Source organism: Ectobacillus ponti, assembly GCF_024294785.1.
Taxonomy (GTDB): domain Bacteria; phylum Bacillota; class Bacilli; order Bacillales; family Bacillaceae_G; genus Ectobacillus; species Ectobacillus ponti.
Genome location: NZ_JANCLT010000009.1, coordinates 96,004 through 111,774 on the forward strand (window position 1 = coordinate 96,004; position 15,771 = coordinate 111,774).

A 15,771-nucleotide genomic window follows, 5' to 3' on the forward strand; every position below is an offset into this window, starting at 1 on the left:
GCAAAACTTCCTTCAGAAGGAGTTGTACGCATGCTGCGGATTAAATTTATGATAAAGCAATTCTTGAAAGAGCCTTTATGGTTTAAATTACTAATTTCTACAACTTTACTTATTTCAATCATTTTTAGCAGTTCATTTTTTGCAAATCATGCTTATTATCGAAGCTTCTCAAAAGTGGCAGCTGCTATCTTTTTTTGTGCATATGGAATTAAATTCAGGAAGAGTCGTGTAACTTCTGTCATTTTGTTAGCTGCATCAGCTATATGTATATCTCTATCCATTCTGGCTATATCTTAGCGAAGATTCTGTTCTGCTTTCACAAAAAAGCTCCCCTGCCTGAAACGCATCCAGGAGAGCCTCTATTTGTAATATAAGTCCCGACGCGGCTACATGTCCTTCGGCTGCTGGAACCGGCTTGTTTTGTACCAGCGGACTTCCTGCTTGAACAGCACGCGCTTGATTTCGAGATAGAGCGCGTAGACAACAAGGCCGATCCATACCTGCGAGTAGGTGAAGTACATAATCAAGATGGTCAGGATGTTCTTCAGCGTCAGCTGCTTTTGTTCAATTGTGATGGTGAGCGCTGCTTCGACTACGAACAGCAGATAGGCGAGCACCATGAACCAGAAGGTGATGCGGACGGCAGGCAGCTGCAGGCCGAATAGAAGGCCATACAGGAAGATGCCGTGGGAAATCAGAATGCCGGCCAAAAAGACAATGTATGTAAAATACAGATACACGATGTCAAAGTACAGCCGTTTCACGCGCAGAGAGCGGAAATTGGCCAAGTATTTCAGGAGCACATACAAATTGCCGCGTGCCCAGCGTGTCCGCTGCTTCCACCATACCTTCCAGTTCTCCGGCTCCTGTTCCCATGTCACCGCGCCCGGATAGAAGCGGATGTGATAGCCCAGGTCGTAGACACGCAGGCTGAGCTCGGTGTCCTCGGATAATGCGTCCACATCCCAGCCGCCCAGCTGCTCGAGCACGGAACGGCGGATGGCGAAGTTGGTGCCGGGGATGGTGCAGAGCTTCAGCCAATACCAGCGGCCGGCCTGCGCCATCCATTGAAAGCAGATGGTCTCGATATTGATGAAGCGCGTCAGCAGATTGCGCGTGGCGTTGATGACACGGAACTTCCCGACAACGGCGCCCGCCTTTTCATCATGGACCAGTGCCATTGCCAGCTTGTATACCGCATCCGGCTCCGGCTCATTGTCAGCATCATAGATGGCGATGATTTCGCCTGTCGCGGCGGCCAATCCCTGGTTCAGGGCGCTGGACTTGCCGCGCCCGGCAAACGGAGGCTTTGTGGTGATGCATCGGATGAACGTATACTGCGCCGCGAACTCCTCGCAGATTGCGCCGGTCCGGTCCGAGGAGTTGTCATTGATGACAATGACCTCCAGTTCCGTTTTCGGGTAGCGCAGCCGCGCCATGGCAGTCAGCGTCTGGCGAATGACAACCTCTTCGTTATGCGCCGGAATGAGGACGCTCACCCGCGGCACCACACGCTTGGTGATAAAGTTCCATTCCTTTTCCAGCCTGCGGAATTGCAGCGCATGGAGGAAGCCGCCCTGCATCAGGAAGATGTAGTACAGCAGGATGAACCAGATAATATAGAAGGAAGAGAGATATAACACTTCAGCCATGGAGCTGCTCCTTTCTTTTCCAAATCAGATAGCCGATGTTGAGAAGAAACAAGAGTACGGCCGTTCCGGAAATCCATAGAATGACCAGCAGTGTGTCACTTTGCGCATGGCCGAGCATTTCTTTCACTTTATAGACCGACAGCGGTGTATCGTCTTGTACATGAATGCCATTGGCGTCAGTGTGGATTTTCAGATTCGGAATCTTAACGGTGTTCGGCTGCTTCTGCAAATCAATCCAATGCAGATGTGGCACCTTCTTCAGTTCTTTAATGAGAACGCGGAGGTGTGCAACGCCGAGTGCCGGGTGGTAGAAGCCAGCGATATAGCTGTCGGAAAACTGTGCCTGCTCCTTTGCGTGCGACAGCATATCCCGGATCGGGTCCTTGCCCTCCTGCACCATCGCCATGTCATAAAAGCCGATTGTCTCGGGCAGCAGGCGCATACCATGCAGGAAGGACGGACGTGTTTCGTATGACGGCACGTATGAATGTGTCCACGTTTCGTCGCTGATTTGCACCCGGCCGACGTAGGTGGAGAAATATTCCGACGCGACCTGATAGCCGGTCTGTGACATCGTGTAATGCGGCGCTTCAAAGGCAAGCGGGTATAGCTTGTGCACGGTAAGCTCCTGGACGCCATGTTCAATGCGCTTGCGGATATAATTCTCTTCAAATGTCCGCCCGGCTTGTATATATGCCTTGTACGCTGCTTCGTCAGCGAAGTCGGCTCTTGTTTTTCGCTTACTGTTCAAGTCTGCTTCTTGAAAGATGGGCGAGTTACGCAAGACATCCCAAAATTCAAAGCCCTCGCCTGTTTTTTCATCCGGGCGGTACTGATGGGAGTAGCCGTGAAGGACAATGCTGCCTCCGTTTTTCTGCATATACTGCAGCACATCCACGAGCTCCGGCACGTCCGCCATATGCTGTCCGGTGTCCATATTCACAGGGATGACACTCATGATATAGGGAATGTGCTCATCCTTCAGGTAGTCGGCAATTTGCCGCAGTACTGCGGGATCGGAGCCGGGCCGGATGTCCTCCAAGCGCAGATAGGCATTGTGTCCCGATGCGGGTTTGGTTTTAAATAATGGAAACATGGCTTCGCCGAGCACCTGTCCATAGGGATTATCAATTTTGTCCGACGCAAAGTAGTAGCTCTGCCCATCCTGAAGCAAAATCGGCACCGGCTGTCCATCCTCCAAGCGGTTGGCATACAGGATGACAGAGGCAGAAGGCGCGGCGCTTGTCTGAAATAGAGCATAGGAGCTCGCCTCGCCATCTGCATGTACAATCGGCAGCGGCTGCTTGGCGTCTGGCGGGAAAATACCGCTTGCATTGATATCCTCCCCGATTGTGACAAAGGAAAAGCGCTGCAACTGTTCTGTGTTATAGCCCATCGCCAATAGCGGGCCTGAGAAGCTGTTCAGATAGGCGGCAGCGGCTGGCGGCAGCTTGCGCCGCTTCAGTCCGGCATAGAATACGTGCGTATAGCCTGCGGCCGTCTGCGGTGTGAAGGCTTCATCGCTGACGACGGCAATGTCCCCGGCAAAGTGCCCGAGCAGTGAATCAAGAATGCGTACCTGCGCCATGTCTTCTTCGCTGTCGGCGCTGTACAGAAGGAGCACCTTCGAGGCAGCGGCAGCTTGAAGCGGCACAGACTGTCCCAGAAGGAGGAAGCAGAGGAGTGCGGACATAAACTTTTTCATAGGCAGGATATCTCCCCGTATGTATTGTTCTTAATACAGAACATAATGGATAACTGTATATTATAAGGAGTGAATGGAGGTGGTCAAGCGGTAATTCCTGGGTAAATTTTGAGGGCTCTCTCTTTCCCCTGGTTTCTGAGAGACCATCCTGCAGCCGTTTTGAATACGGGGGCTATTTGCTGCCATACATGCTGAAGGAAATATTGCAGGTTTTGCAGATGGGAGAAAGGGAGATATCTACAAAATCAGCATGCTCGGAGGCACAAGCTTGGACGATGCGGCGTGTGGCTGGAATGACCGTTTCGTGCTGTATGAAGCAAATGAATTTATAAGATGGTAAAATTTTATTTGAATGGCGGAAAGGGGATATTTTTCAAATATAACAGATTGGGGACATCAGGTTTACAGGTGTGTGAGCTCAGCTTGGGCAGCTATCTGACCTTCGGGGACAAGATTGGAGAGAAAGAATCTATTCAAACCATCCATAAGGCATTTGAGCTGGGCATCAATTCATTTGATACGGCCAATGTCTATCAGAATGGGGAAGCCGAGCGCGTTGCTTGGCGCCTCCAGCCCGGAGCAGATAGTGGAAAATGTAAGGGGGACTGTCGAGCAGATTTCAGATGAGATGGCATTGGAAATTGAGAGAGTATGTCTAAGGCAGATGCAGCTGTCCGCTTCCCAAATCATAAAATGAGCTTTGAAACAAGGCATACCACTTAGATTATCATTTTAAGAGTACAGCATGACCTATGCGTCAGGATGAAGGAGGGCGAATCAAATGGCCACGGTTGAAATCAATGGAGCACCTATACATTATGAGGTTGTCGGAAAAGGAGAACCCATCCTGTTTCTGCATGGAATGGGCGCAAGCTGGTCCATGTGGGAGCCGCAGATTGAGGCCTTCAAAGAGCATTACCAATTAATATTGGTTGACCTGCGCTTCCATGGCAAGTCCAATCCAGAGTTTGGGGACCAGGCATTTTCCTACGAAGCGATGATGGAGGACCTGCCGGGGCTGCTGGATCATCTTCAGATTGCTGCTGCGCACGTGGTCGGCGTATCAATGGGAGCGGGTGTGGCGCAAATGCTTGCCTACAGCTATCCGGGCTATGTGAAAAGCCTGGTCCTGGCCGATGCGTGGTGTGAACTGCCGGATCAGACGAGCAAGCTTGTGATGGCGCTTACCGTTTTTTTAACCAAGCTTCTTCCCGTCCAGTTCATTAATTCGGCTACATACTCCCTGTACAAAGGAAAACAGCCGGACCAAGTGTACACGCGGGAGATCCTTGGCAAATCAATCCAGTTCACCAAGAAAACATTCCTTGCCATGAAAACTACGCCGCTTCCTAAGATCAAAGAGCACCTTCACCGCATTGCTGCGGATACGCTGGTGATGTACGGGGACAGAAAGTCATACGGCATTGATGAAGAAAAAGGGGCCAGAACCATTTTCCATGAAATTCCGCACAGTACGCTGGTTGGATTCAGGGATGCATTTGATCCCGTAACTTTAATGAGGAAAGAACAATTCAACTCCATCTTGCATGCTTTCCTAAAGAAAGAGAGGTTGCCTGTGCTGGATGGCGTTTCTTATGAATACAAGTGATTCTTCACCTGCCTTGTTCCTGAAGCAGGAAAAGATGCCCCTGGAATGAGGCAAAAAGGTCCTTTCTCTTTGGGAGTATGAATGCTCTCCAAACAGAAGGGGGCTCTTAGATAAATGAAGAGAGAGGGGATTACTTTGAAAAAAATAATATTGCTGACGGTCTCAGCGGTGCTGGTGTCGGGTGTGATGGCCTGCTCCAAGCAGGAGAAAACAGAAACAAGCCATGGATCCGCTGCAGGCAACAGCACAGCAGCAAGCAATATGACAAAAGATATGAAACAGATTGCCTGGGAACACTTATCGCAGGAGCAGCAATCTCATGTGAAGGGTTCATGGGAGAGTGCAACAGTGCGGAAGCTCACCCTGAAGAATAGTGTGTTAAAAGGAACAAAATATGATGGAAAAGAAGTCTATCTGGTGGATTTTCCATCCGATGAAAACCCGACTCTTGGCGGCATTGGTGTATATATCAGTACAGATACAAAGGAATTCATTCAGCTGGCTCCGAGGGATTAGAAAAGCATAGCTGCCAAAACAATCAATCATTCATACTGAGAGCACGGTGAACCAGCAACTTCTGTCCGGGAGTTGCCTTTTCTTGTATGCCGCTGGATTCTTTCCTGGCAATGCTGCGGGGGCGTGCTTCTCCTCATATGTCTTCTGCGGCCGCAGATGGGATACACTGGATGCTATGCAGAGGCAGGAAGAGAGGGGCACATATGAGAAAAAAGGTAATGATGGGATTGGGTTGCATCCTATTGGGTGCGGGCGGGTATCTTGTGCACGCAGCATCTAATGGCAGTCCGCCAGTGTCTGTTAAGGAAGGGATGGAGGTTGCCAAGAGCCTGATCCAGAGAAAAAGTCCCGAGATTCACCATAGCGAGCTGGTCTTCGTCAGGAACATCTATGATGTGGATGATATCGCAATTGCTTATCAGTACGACATGATTACGGCCGGCCAAAGAAACGGATATATTGTGATTGGCTCCCGAACGGACCTTCCTGTATTGCTCGCGTACGCTCCCGGCAGCTCCTTGGAGGAAATGCCGGTTTCCCAAGAGAAAAAGCTATATTATGTGGGACCTATGCAATTCCTGGCAGCGCAGAACAAAGAGCAGCTGCAGGCAGCTTTTCAGGCAAAGAAGAACAAAATGCTGGAGCTGTTCAGGCAAAATCGAAAGGAACAGACCAGTGAGTTTAGAAGTCTTCAGAGGAGAGAATTGCAACCCATTCAGAGAGACGCCAAGTACAAAGAGAAATGGGGCGAGATAAGGGGAGAAGCTCCAGGATTACCCGAATGATGCGAAATGTCCAACAGCAGCAAGCTTTGCGAAAAAGGCCAATGGAAAGGAACAGCTGGCGCACAAGGCAGCAGCTTCCTCTCGAATCGTAAGAAAAATCGGATTGTTACAGCCTTGATTCTGTAATAAAATGGTTGTAATTCTTGTATTTGGACGAAAAATCATGGAGCAGAGAAGTGCTTGGATTATCTTTGTGGCCTTGCTCATGTTGTCGGGTGCCATCATTTGGAACGGCCAGTCGGGAAAGCTTGTGGAGGCTAAACCAACAGCCGCCAAGGTTGAGGAACAGGGGGCGTCAAAGGATGTGCTGAGTTTTTCGGAGGCGGCAAAGTATTTGCAGGTATCAGAGGAGTACCTTCAGTTTATGATTGACCGGGAGGAGGATGCATTGAAGAAAACAGGTGCATTTGTCGGCATGAGGCTCCCTTACATAAAAATTGGAAAGAAATACGTATTCAGCAGGGACTCCTTAAAACTTTGGTTGGCTGAGGCTGCCAAGGAGAATAAAGCATATTAAATGGCGGCAGATAAAAAATAGAATAATAGTAGCTGTATAGTCTGCGACTGCTATCAGTCTTGTGCTTGGGTGAATGGCTTTACTTGTTTCTGTTTTTATAAGGTTGCGTTCAGATCCCATAAGCAGGATATACTGGGCCACTTGTTATTTTGGCGGATCCTGAGACGAAAAAGGTTTTGCGTGATGAATAGGCAATTCCAATCGCTGCAGATGATTTTCATTTATGTAGCGCTACAATAATTATATTGATATAATTAAATGACGTTATCTGAAAATAGAAAATAGGGGGACACAATGTGGATTTTGACGCGATAGTAGTGGGCGCCGGGCTTGCTGGTTTAACAGCAACAGCCGAAATAGCCGATGCCGGCAAACAGGTGCTGCTTTTGGACCAAGAGCCGGAAGCCTCCATGGGCGGACAGGCTTGGTGGTCCTTCGGCGGCTTGTTTATGGTCGATTCACCGGAGCAGCGCCGGATGGGGATAAAGGATTCCAAAGAGCTGGCATGGCAGGACTGGCTGGGCACGGCCGGGTTCGACCGGGAAGATGACGAGGATGATTGGGCAAGAAAATGGGCCGAAGCGTATGTCGATTTCGCTGCAGGTGAAAAGCGTTCCTGGCTGTATGAGATGGGTGTCCGCTTCTTTCCGGTCGTAGGCTGGGCGGAGCGCGGCGGGTATCTTGCCGACGGGCATGGAAACTCTGTGCCCCGCTTCCATATTGTCTGGGGAACCGGTCCCGGTCTTGTTGCCCCGTTTGAGCGCCGGGTTCGTAAACACATGAAAAACGGATTGGTCAAGTTTCTGCCGCGCCACCGGGTAGATCAGCTTATCACAAGCAATGGTGCGGTTGTCGGGGTCAGCGGCTCCGTTCTGGTCCCAAGTTCGGCAGCCCGCGGGGAGGACAGCAGCCGGGAAGTGATTGGCGGCTTTGCATATCGTGCACCGGCGGTATTGGTATCGAGCGGCGGTATCGGCGGCAACCTTGACTTGGTGCGGCAAAATTGGCCAAGCCGGCTGGGTGAGCCTCCGAAGCACATGGTTACCGGTGTGCCGGCCCACGTTGACGGCAGGATGCTGGCCATCACAGAGGAAGCGGGCGGCCGAATTGTAAACCGTGACCGGATGTGGCACTACACGGAGGGGCTGAAAAACTGGAATCCGATTTGGAGCAACCATGGAATACGGATTCTTCCCGGACCATCCTCACTTTGGCTGGATGCCACAGGCAAGCGGTTTCAGGCTCCGAATTTCCCGGGCTTTGACACATTGGGCACCCTGGATGCCATCAAAAAGACTGGATATGATTATTCCTGGTTCATCCTGACACAGAAGATCATTGAAAAGGAATTTGCCCTTTCCGGGTCGGAGCAGAATCCGGATTTGACAGGAAAGAGCATTCGTCAAGTATTGGGAAGAGCATTGCCCGGTGCCTCAGCCCCTATCAAAGCTTTTATGGACAAAGGCGAGGATTTTGTGATTGCCGATAACCTGGCTGACCTTGTGAAGGGTATGAATGCACTAACCGGTGAAAATCTGTTGAACCTGTCCGATATGGAACGGCAAATACAGGCAAGAGACCGTGAAATCGACAATACTTTTACGAAGGACCTTCAGATTACGTCTATACGCGGGGCCCGCAATTACCTGGGCGACAAATTGATCCGAGTGGCTCCTCTGCATAAAATACTGGATCCGAAAAATGGGCCGCTGATTGCTGTCCGCCTGAACCTGCTAAGCCGCAAAACCTTGGGGGGACTGCAAACCGACTTGTCGGGCAGAGTCCTGAATGCTGCAGGGAACCCGGTTCCCGGACTGTACGCAGCCGGTGAAGTTTCCGGATTCGGCGGCGGCGGGATGCATGGATACCGCTCACTCGAAGGGACTTTTGTGGGCGGCTGCCTCTTTACAGGACGTGTGGCCGGCAGGGCGATAGCTGCCGAATAGTGCTGTTGGTGCTCCTTTTCGCATACAAGGGAGAATGAACGAAGAGGGGTGCCGACGGTCATCAACCTAACCAAAATAAACTGTCCCAAGCCGGTAAAAGTGGGCGGTTTCTGCAAAATTTTCGCTTTGGGGGTACGATTAAATTCTTAGACGGACAGAACCCTTCCTGCAGCTGCACGGAGCATCCATGGTCAGCCTGCTCTATTTCATTTTCGGCGGATTCGTTTCTGGTGGATTGACATATACCTCAATGAAAGAAGTGGGGAGCCGTTTAAAAAATACAATGTACGATTCTTTAAACGATTCAACAGAGGAATTGCAAAAGGATTTGGAGGAAATCAAGAAAGAAATGCCTGACGTAATTGATGTAGCATTTGAAAAGGTATAGAATTAACTTTCAGTTAAATCCCCCCAGGGAGCGTAAATATTTTTGTGTAAATGGTTTTCCAACTATATGATGAGACACGGCATGACTGGGAGAGGGGGACATGATAGGCCGGTGTGCCGGGCGCTGCCTTGCCTTTTCAAAGGTAGCGCTCAAGCAATGGGCATCATGCCCGAGAGACTCCCTGTCAAGCCGGACTAGCCAAACATCACCAAATATTATCAACTATTCAGATACAACCGTCCCCATTGGATTCCGTCCTATTTCCACATTTTCTAATAAACATAAACTATCAAGAAACCCCTACCTTCATAAGCATACCATCAAGAGGACGATCCATTTGTGCTTCCAACCACTTAGCTGTTTCTATTAATGCTTTCAAGTTGACATCCACTGCAACGCCCATCTGCAGAAACATATTCACCATATCCTCTGTACACACATTCCCCACAGCCTTAGGTGCGAACGGACAGCCCCCAAGCCCTGCAATGGAAGAATCAAAGCGTCTAACACCCGCCTGATATCCAGCTAACGTATTGGCCAAACCCAGTCCCCGAGTGTTATGGAAGTGTAAGCCCAATTTGCACGAAGAGCCAAACGTGTTCATGAAAGTTTGTACGATTTCTATAACTTGTGCAGGATTCGCCATTCCGGTTGTATCAGCCAAGGTAATCTCTTCAGCACCTGCTGTTAGGAATGCTTCTGCTACCCGCAGCAAGCGCTCAACGGGAACTTTGCCCCCATAGGGACAGCCAAAGGCTGTTCCGAGAATGCCAACACTCTTTTTTCCCGCATGCATTCCATCTCGTATGACTTCAACAAGTTCAGAAACGGATTGGTCAACGGTTCTTCTTGCGTTTCTCATATTGAATGCATCACTTGTAGCGGTTACAACATGGATGGTATCAACTTGTGTGTGGGCAGCTCTCTCCATTCCCGAACGGCTTAGAACAAGCCCCGCGTAGGAAACGGCCTCTCGTTTGGGGAGCCGGGCCATGACTTCTTCCGCATCCGCCATTTGTGGAATGACTTTAGGATTTACAAAAGAAACTGCCTCAATCTTTTGAATACCGGCTTCTATCAACTTTAGAATGAGATTTACTTTTGTGTCAGTTGAAATCTGTTGTTTCTCATTTTGCAAGCCATCCCTTGGACCCACTTCACAAATATGAATCATACAAATTCCCTCTTTTCCATCCGATTTTGTATTTCCTCCAAATGGTCGAGTACATGGTCTCTGGCCTGGTATACGTGTTCTTGCATCACAATCTTGGCTCGTTCGGCATCTTGACGCTCAATGGCTGTAACCATTGTCTCATGCGCCTGCAAGGAAGCTTGGATTTGCCCTAAATCATACCAGTAGAAGGAGTGGAACATCAGCGGCAGCATTACTACTTTAGAAATATGGAATCGCAGGTGCTCATTTTGGGAAGCTGTAATCACAGCTTCATGGAAGAGCTGATTGATTTTCATTACTTCGTGAATGGTGTGAAGATCTAAGGAAGACTCCTTTTGTAGGGCTTCCTTATAACGAAGGTTTGCTGCACGCATGCTTGCAATGTCATCCACTGAACGATAGACAGCGGCCTGGCTAGCAGCGTAGCTTTCTAACAATGCCCGCAGGTTGTAGATTTGTTGAATGTCCTCTCTCGTAAAAGAGCGAACAGACACCCCTTTCTTTAATGCTGTAACCAGCCCATCGTGCTCTAACTGCTTAAGGGCCTCCCGGATTGGCGTTCGACTGACATGGAACTCACTTGCCAGCATCTCTTCTGTTAACCTCTTTCCGGGTTCAAACGTACCAGTAATGATTGCATTTTTAATAGCTTCATATAAATCCATATGTCACCTCTATAACATTGTATACAATGGTGCCTTTCTACAGAAATATTCCATGATTGCAAAATTAAAACGATGACTGATAAATAAGGGATTTACCCATATTTCTCTATATCCATTGTAAAAAAATATTGACTCTTTGTATACAGTAATGATATATTTTTTTACAGAATTATCAGAATATTAAGGAGGGTGGTGTGCGATGAAACAGGATGTGTTTGAAGGTTTTGGGTCGGCAGTGGGACCCGGGGTGCGACCTGCCATCATTGTGGTAGATTTTATCCACGGATTTACAGATCCCGATTGTCTGCTTGGGTCTAACATGGACAAGGAGATTGCCGCTACGAAAGAACTGTTAGATATTGCAAGAGAAAAAGGGATTCTCATTGTTTTCACCACAGTCGTGTATGAGACTCACTATAAGGATGGGGGACACTTTATTAAGAAAATCCCAGCTCTTAAGGCTTTGACTGCAGAGAGTGAATGGGTAAAAGTGGACAAGAGACTCACAAGAAACGCAGACACAGAACCTTTAGTGATTAAGAAATATGCAAGCTCCTTCTTCGGCACTTCACTTTCCTCCATGCTGACAGCTGAGAAAATCGACACGGTAATCCTTGCAGGCTGCACAACATCAGGCTGTGTCCGGGCCACAGCTGTTGACGCGCTTCAACATGGCTATCGTGTCATCATCCCTGAAGAGTGTGTTGGCGACCGCTCTTCACAAGCACATCAAGCAAACTTGTATGATATTCAAACAAAATACGGGGATGTCGTAACGCTTGAAACTGTAAAAACCTATTTGAAAGGGGAATTTGTTCATGTTTAGGGTTGCTGTTGACGTAGGAGGAACCTTCACTGATATCGTGCTGCAAGATGAAGCGACGGGCCAGATTTATGGCACAAAAACACCGTCTACTCCATCAGACCAGTCTATTGGCCTGATGAATGGAATTGAGAAGATTTGTAAGGAAACAGGAATAGACATGGGTGAGCTCCGTTCCATTATTCACGGGACAACAGTGGCAACCAATGCTGTATTAGAAGGGAAAGGGGCCAAGGTTGGTTTAATTACAACGATGGGCTTTGAACAAATTCTCCATGTGGCGCGTTCCTGGACACCGGCTCCTGTAAGTGCCTGGATGGGGTTCCTGAAACCAGACCCATTAGCAGACCTGGTGCTCACCCGGGGAGTGAAGGAACGAATTGCATCAAACGGGGAAGTTCTAGTACCCATTGACATTGTAGATGTAAAAGAGAAAATCCAAGATTTATACGCAAAAGGCGTAGATAGCCTGACCATTAGCTTGATCAACTCCTATGCCAATCCTCAACATGAGAAGTTGATTCAAGACATTGCTGAATCAATCAATCCAACAATCCCTGTCACCATCTCCTACGATATCCTTCCTGAATTCAGAGAATATGAAAGAACCCTAACAACCGTAATGAACTCCTATGTCCGTCCATCCATGCAAAGGTATCTCCGTAACATTGAAAATAAGCTCCAAGATCAGAATTTAGATAAAAGAGTCAGTATTGTACGGTCTGACGGCGGACTGATGAGCATTCCAGCTGCAGCTGCGCGTCCTGTTCATACCATGCTGTCAGGTCCTTCAGGCGGTGTCACGGCCTCCGCGATGATTGGTGTCCAAACAGGCTATCGGAATGTCATTTCATTTGATATTGGCGGCACTTCTACTGACGTCGCACTGACTTATGATGGCAAACCACGGGTGTCAAGGGAAACCAAGGTAGGCGTGTTCCCGGTAAAAGCCCCTTCACTAGAAGTCGTAAGTATCGGGGCAGGCGGCGGTTCCATCGCTCATGTTCCTTTAACCGGTGCGTTGCGGGTAGGGCCACAAAGTGCAGGTGCTGAACCAGGTCCGGCTTGCTACGGCAAAGGTGGGACAGAACCAACAGTAACAGATGCCAACGTCGTGCTCGGCTACTTGCCTCCAAACCTCGTCGGCGGGGAAATGCAGTTGGATGTGGAGGCAGCGAAGGAAGCAGTTAGAACAATAGCTGATAAGCTGGATACGGACATTTACCGGGCTGCCAAGGGAATCTACGACATTGTAAATGAGAATATGTACGGTGCAATTCGCGTCGTATCTGTCGAAAAAGGATATGACCCGCGTGAGTTCTCGCTTCTCGCACTCGGTGGAGCAGGTCCATTACACGGCAACGCGCTTGGCAGTCTTTCCGGCAGCTTCCCGGTTATCGTTCCACAAACCCCGGGCGTTCTGTCAGCTCTTGGATTTTTACAATCAGATATCCGGAATGAGTTTTCCAAAACCTTTATCCGGGTACTGTCACAAATTACAGAATCTGATATTACAGAGGAACTGCAGGCTTTAGGTGCAGAGTGTATTTCATGGTTGGAGCAGGAATCCGTAGAGAAGTCACAGAGCATAGTGAAATATGAAGTAGACGTGCGATACTTCCGTCAGGGCTTCGAGATTCCAATCGAAATCACACTTGCTGATGTAGCTCAACAGGGGCTGAACTTGCTGAAGGACCGTTTCGATGCAATTCATCAGCAAATATACGGCTTTACCATGGATACGGAGCTTGAAATTGTCAATGTGCGGGCCGTAGCAATTGGACAGGTCATGTCGCCTGAGCTGCCAATTAGCGAGCCGGGATCGGAAGATGCTTCCCATGCCATCGTGGATGCAGAGCATCAGGCGTACTTCGACGGGGCGTTTCAAAAGACTCCGATTTACGACAGAAAGCTGCTGCAGCCTAATAACCGGATTGCAGGTCCGGCGATTGTGGTGCAGAAAGATACAACAACACTTGTGCAGCCGGGGTTTTATGCAGAGGTTGACCAGTATATGAATCTGTTAATTCACAGGAGGGATCGGAATGAAGAAAATTGATTCAATTACCGTTGATATTATTGAGAATGCCCTCAAAAATATCAAAGAGGAAATGGATGTCACTCTGTTTCGTTCCGCTATGTCACCCGTTATCCGGGAACAGCATGACTGCTTTCCGATGATTACGGATCCAGAGGGCAAAATGGTTGTGGGGAATTTTGGCTCCCACGTACCTGAAGTTGTGAATCAATTCCCTGAAGGAATTCATGAGGGCGATGTGATCTTTTTAAGTGACCCGTACAGCTGCGGCGGCTCCATCTCCCACATTAACGATTGGATGATTATCAACCCAATTTTCTTCCAAAAGCAAATTGTGGGGTATGCATCTATGTTTGGACACGTCATGGATGTTGGTGGGCCAGTGCCGTCCAGTATGCCTGTAGCAGCAACTACTATTTTTGGTGAAGGTGTACGTTTTCCTCCTGTCAAGCTGTTTGAGAAAGGGAAACTAAACGAAGCCATTATTAAGATCATAAAGGCAAACACAAGAACGCCTTTGGAAAACTACAGTGATCTGATGGCCATTGTTGCCTCCTGCCGCACAGCAGAAAACCGGGTGAAAGAGCTCTGTGAGCGCTTCGGGGCAGAGGCATATCTCGGAGCACTTGATGCGCTGCTGGAACGGACAAATCGCATGATGCGGCAGCTTATCGTGAATTTCCTTCCTGAGGAGCCTGTATCCTTTGCGGACTACATTGATGACGATGGCTTGGGAAATGGTCCGTTTAAAATGAACCTGACCATCTGGCGGGAAGGGGACCAAGCGTACTTTGACTGGACAGGAACAGATAAGCAATCCCCTGGTCCAATCAATTATTACCTCAGTGATTCCATGTTCAAGATGTTCATTGGTTCATTCTTAATATCAGTCTTTGACCCTGCCATTATGTTCAACGACGGGTTTTATGATGTACTGCACATAAAAACCCCGGAAGAAAGCTTGCTGAGACCGAAGTTTCCAGCCGCGTTAGGGTGTCGGACACATGCGTTAAGCCGTCTGTTTGACGTACTGAGTGGAGCCCTTTCTATTAAGACACCACAAAACAGCCCTGCGGCAGGCTACGGTACAAGTCCATATTTCATCTACTCCGGGCATGATCAGGAAGGCCGCTACTTCAACCTCATGGAGGTCATGTACGGAGGTCTGCCAGGCAGACCAATTGGAGACGGTTTGGATGGACACTCCTGGTGGCCGGCTTTTGTTAACATTCCGACGGAATACCTGGAAACCTACTATCCATTGCGTGTGGAGCTCTACGAGACAGGCATGGACTCCGGCGGGGCAGGCTTCCATCGTGGTGGTAATTGCAATAGAAAGCTGTATACTTGTCTCGCAGCAGGGACTGTGTCCATCCATGATGATCGTTCGTCCATCCAACCGTGGGGTATTAATGGAGGGGAGCCGGGCTCTTCATCTCACAAAACCCTCATCAAAAAGGATGGGACTAGAATCGAACTTCCTTCCAAAATTGACAATGTAGTTGTGGAAGAAGGAGATCAAATTTTGTTTGTGACTGCCGGAAGCGGCGGTTGGGGTGACCCGCTTGAACGTGATCCGCAAAAGGTGCTTTTGGATGTGGACAGAGGGCTGGTAAGCGCAGAAAAAGCTCTACATTCCTATGGGGTTGTCACAGGCCAAACTGGAGAAATTGACGAGCAAAAAACAACTGAAATGCGTGCAAAGCTGGCGGCAGAAAGAGGAGAATTGAAGTCATTCCATTTTGGAAATCGTGTGTTTGCTTAATTTCTTTGCGCCGTTTCAGCAGCCTTGCCAAGCTATCTTGGCAAGGCTGCTTTTACAGAAGAAAAGGTGCAGTCCTGTCGGGATTGTTTGGTTTCCATATATCCCCTGCTATTTGAAATTTATAAAGATAATGTCTTGTGCCATTCGTAGATACTGCTGTTTCAATATAAGAGATTGGGAGGAATATA

15 protein-coding genes are annotated in these 15,771 nt (G+C 48.7%); 11 read left to right on the forward strand and 4 right to left on the reverse strand.

The window, feature by feature from the left end; all coding sequences use genetic code 11:
- Positions 1–30: 30 nt before the first annotated feature.
- A complete protein-coding gene (locus tag NK662_RS16280; RefSeq protein ID WP_254760001.1) occupies positions 31–297 on the forward strand; it encodes a hypothetical protein in 267 nt (88 codons plus the stop codon).
- A gap of 89 nt (positions 298–386) precedes the next feature.
- Here NK662_RS16280 and NK662_RS16285 read toward each other — a convergent pair whose 3' ends face one another.
- Complete coding sequence (locus NK662_RS16285; RefSeq protein ID WP_254760002.1) at positions 387–1,652, reverse strand: glycosyltransferase family 2 protein; 1,266 nt, start codon at positions 1,650–1,652, stop codon at positions 387–389.
- A complete protein-coding gene (locus NK662_RS16290; protein WP_254760003.1) occupies positions 1,645–3,357 on the reverse strand; it encodes a DUF2334 domain-containing protein in 1,713 nt (570 codons plus the stop codon). Before NK662_RS16290 ends, NK662_RS16285 begins: the two co-directional genes overlap by 8 nt.
- Before the next feature lie 333 nt (positions 3,358–3,690).
- Here NK662_RS16290 and NK662_RS16295 point away from each other — a divergent pair, with 333 nt between their 5' ends.
- From NK662_RS16295 to NK662_RS16325, 7 genes are all read left to right on the forward strand, one after another.
- On the forward strand, positions 3,691–3,984 hold the full coding sequence (locus NK662_RS16295; RefSeq protein WP_254760004.1) for an aldo/keto reductase: 294 nt from the start codon (positions 3,691–3,693) through the stop codon (positions 3,982–3,984).
- 154 nt (positions 3,985–4,138) lie between these two features.
- The gene (locus NK662_RS16300) at positions 4,139–4,966 is read left to right on the forward strand and encodes an alpha/beta fold hydrolase (protein WP_254760005.1); all 828 of its coding nucleotides are present in this window, start codon (positions 4,139–4,141) and stop codon (positions 4,964–4,966) included.
- 135 nt (positions 4,967–5,101) lie between these two features.
- Positions 5,102–5,482 carry a hypothetical protein gene (locus NK662_RS16305; protein ID WP_254760006.1) on the forward strand — a complete coding sequence of 127 codons (381 nt, stop codon included), beginning with the start codon at positions 5,102–5,104 and terminating at the stop codon, positions 5,480–5,482.
- Positions 5,483–5,685: 203 nt separating this feature from the next.
- Complete coding sequence (locus tag NK662_RS16310) at positions 5,686–6,267, forward strand: hypothetical protein (RefSeq protein WP_254760007.1); 582 nt, start codon at positions 5,686–5,688, stop codon at positions 6,265–6,267.
- 163 nt (positions 6,268–6,430) lie between these two features.
- A complete protein-coding gene (locus NK662_RS16315; protein ID WP_254760008.1) occupies positions 6,431–6,784 on the forward strand; it encodes a helix-turn-helix domain-containing protein in 354 nt (117 codons plus the stop codon).
- A gap of 296 nt (positions 6,785–7,080) precedes the next feature.
- Positions 7,081–8,730: an FAD-binding dehydrogenase gene (locus tag NK662_RS16320; protein ID WP_254760009.1), complete on the forward strand. Its 1,650-nt coding sequence runs from the start codon at positions 7,081–7,083 to the stop codon at positions 8,728–8,730.
- Between the two features lie 187 nt (positions 8,731–8,917).
- Positions 8,918–9,118 carry a hypothetical protein gene (locus tag NK662_RS16325; RefSeq protein ID WP_254760010.1) on the forward strand — a complete coding sequence of 67 codons (201 nt, stop codon included), beginning with the start codon at positions 8,918–8,920 and terminating at the stop codon, positions 9,116–9,118.
- A gap of 289 nt (positions 9,119–9,407) precedes the next feature.
- On the opposite strand, the gene NK662_RS16330 is transcribed toward NK662_RS16325, so the two are convergent.
- Positions 9,408–10,292 carry a hydroxymethylglutaryl-CoA lyase gene (locus NK662_RS16330; RefSeq protein WP_254760011.1) on the reverse strand — a complete coding sequence of 295 codons (885 nt, stop codon included), beginning with the start codon at positions 10,290–10,292 and terminating at the stop codon, positions 9,408–9,410.
- On the reverse strand, positions 10,289–10,957 hold the full coding sequence (locus NK662_RS16335) for a GntR family transcriptional regulator (RefSeq protein ID WP_254760012.1): 669 nt from the start codon (positions 10,955–10,957) through the stop codon (positions 10,289–10,291). The genes NK662_RS16330 and NK662_RS16335 overlap by 4 nt, the downstream gene beginning before the upstream one ends.
- Before the next feature lie 199 nt (positions 10,958–11,156).
- On the opposite strand from NK662_RS16335, the gene NK662_RS16340 reads away from it, so the two are divergent.
- From NK662_RS16340 to NK662_RS16350, 3 genes are read left to right on the forward strand one after another with little or no spacing between them, the layout of a single operon-like run.
- Entirely contained in the window at positions 11,157–11,783 is a 627-nt protein-coding gene (locus NK662_RS16340; RefSeq protein WP_254760013.1) for an isochorismatase family protein, read from the forward strand.
- Positions 11,776–13,839, forward strand: a complete 2,064-nt coding sequence (locus NK662_RS16345) for a hydantoinase/oxoprolinase family protein (protein WP_254760014.1) — start codon at positions 11,776–11,778, stop codon at positions 13,837–13,839. Before NK662_RS16340 ends, NK662_RS16345 begins: the two co-directional genes overlap by 8 nt.
- Positions 13,826–15,583 carry a hydantoinase B/oxoprolinase family protein gene (locus tag NK662_RS16350; protein WP_254760015.1) on the forward strand — a complete coding sequence of 586 codons (1,758 nt, stop codon included), beginning with the start codon at positions 13,826–13,828 and terminating at the stop codon, positions 15,581–15,583. Before NK662_RS16345 ends, NK662_RS16350 begins: the two co-directional genes overlap by 14 nt.
- Positions 15,584–15,771: the final 188 nt, after the last annotated feature.

Coding starts and splice junctions, on each gene's coding strand:
- NK662_RS16280 (WP_254760001.1), top strand. CDS start 31: ATGCTGCGGATTAAATTTATGATAAAGCAATTCTTGAAAGAGCCTTTA.
- NK662_RS16285 (WP_254760002.1), bottom strand. CDS start 1,652: ATGGCTGAAGTGTTATATCTCTCTTCCTTCTATATTATCTGGTTCATC.
- NK662_RS16290 (WP_254760003.1), bottom strand. CDS start 3,357: ATGAAAAAGTTTATGTCCGCACTCCTCTGCTTCCTCCTTCTGGGACAG.
- NK662_RS16295 (WP_254760004.1), top strand. CDS start 3,691: ATGGTAAAATTTTATTTGAATGGCGGAAAGGGGATATTTTTCAAATAT.
- NK662_RS16300 (WP_254760005.1), top strand. CDS start 4,139: ATGGCCACGGTTGAAATCAATGGAGCACCTATACATTATGAGGTTGTC.
- NK662_RS16310 (WP_254760007.1), top strand. CDS start 5,686: ATGAGAAAAAAGGTAATGATGGGATTGGGTTGCATCCTATTGGGTGCG.
- NK662_RS16315 (WP_254760008.1), top strand. CDS start 6,431: ATGGAGCAGAGAAGTGCTTGGATTATCTTTGTGGCCTTGCTCATGTTG.
- NK662_RS16325 (WP_254760010.1), top strand. CDS start 8,918: ATGGTCAGCCTGCTCTATTTCATTTTCGGCGGATTCGTTTCTGGTGGA.
- NK662_RS16330 (WP_254760011.1), bottom strand. CDS start 10,292: ATGATTCATATTTGTGAAGTGGGTCCAAGGGATGGCTTGCAAAATGAG.
- NK662_RS16335 (WP_254760012.1), bottom strand. CDS start 10,957: ATGGATTTATATGAAGCTATTAAAAATGCAATCATTACTGGTACGTTT.
- NK662_RS16340 (WP_254760013.1), top strand. CDS start 11,157: ATGAAACAGGATGTGTTTGAAGGTTTTGGGTCGGCAGTGGGACCCGGG.
- NK662_RS16345 (WP_254760014.1), top strand. CDS start 11,776: ATGTTTAGGGTTGCTGTTGACGTAGGAGGAACCTTCACTGATATCGTG.
- NK662_RS16350 (WP_254760015.1), top strand. CDS start 13,826: ATGAAGAAAATTGATTCAATTACCGTTGATATTATTGAGAATGCCCTC.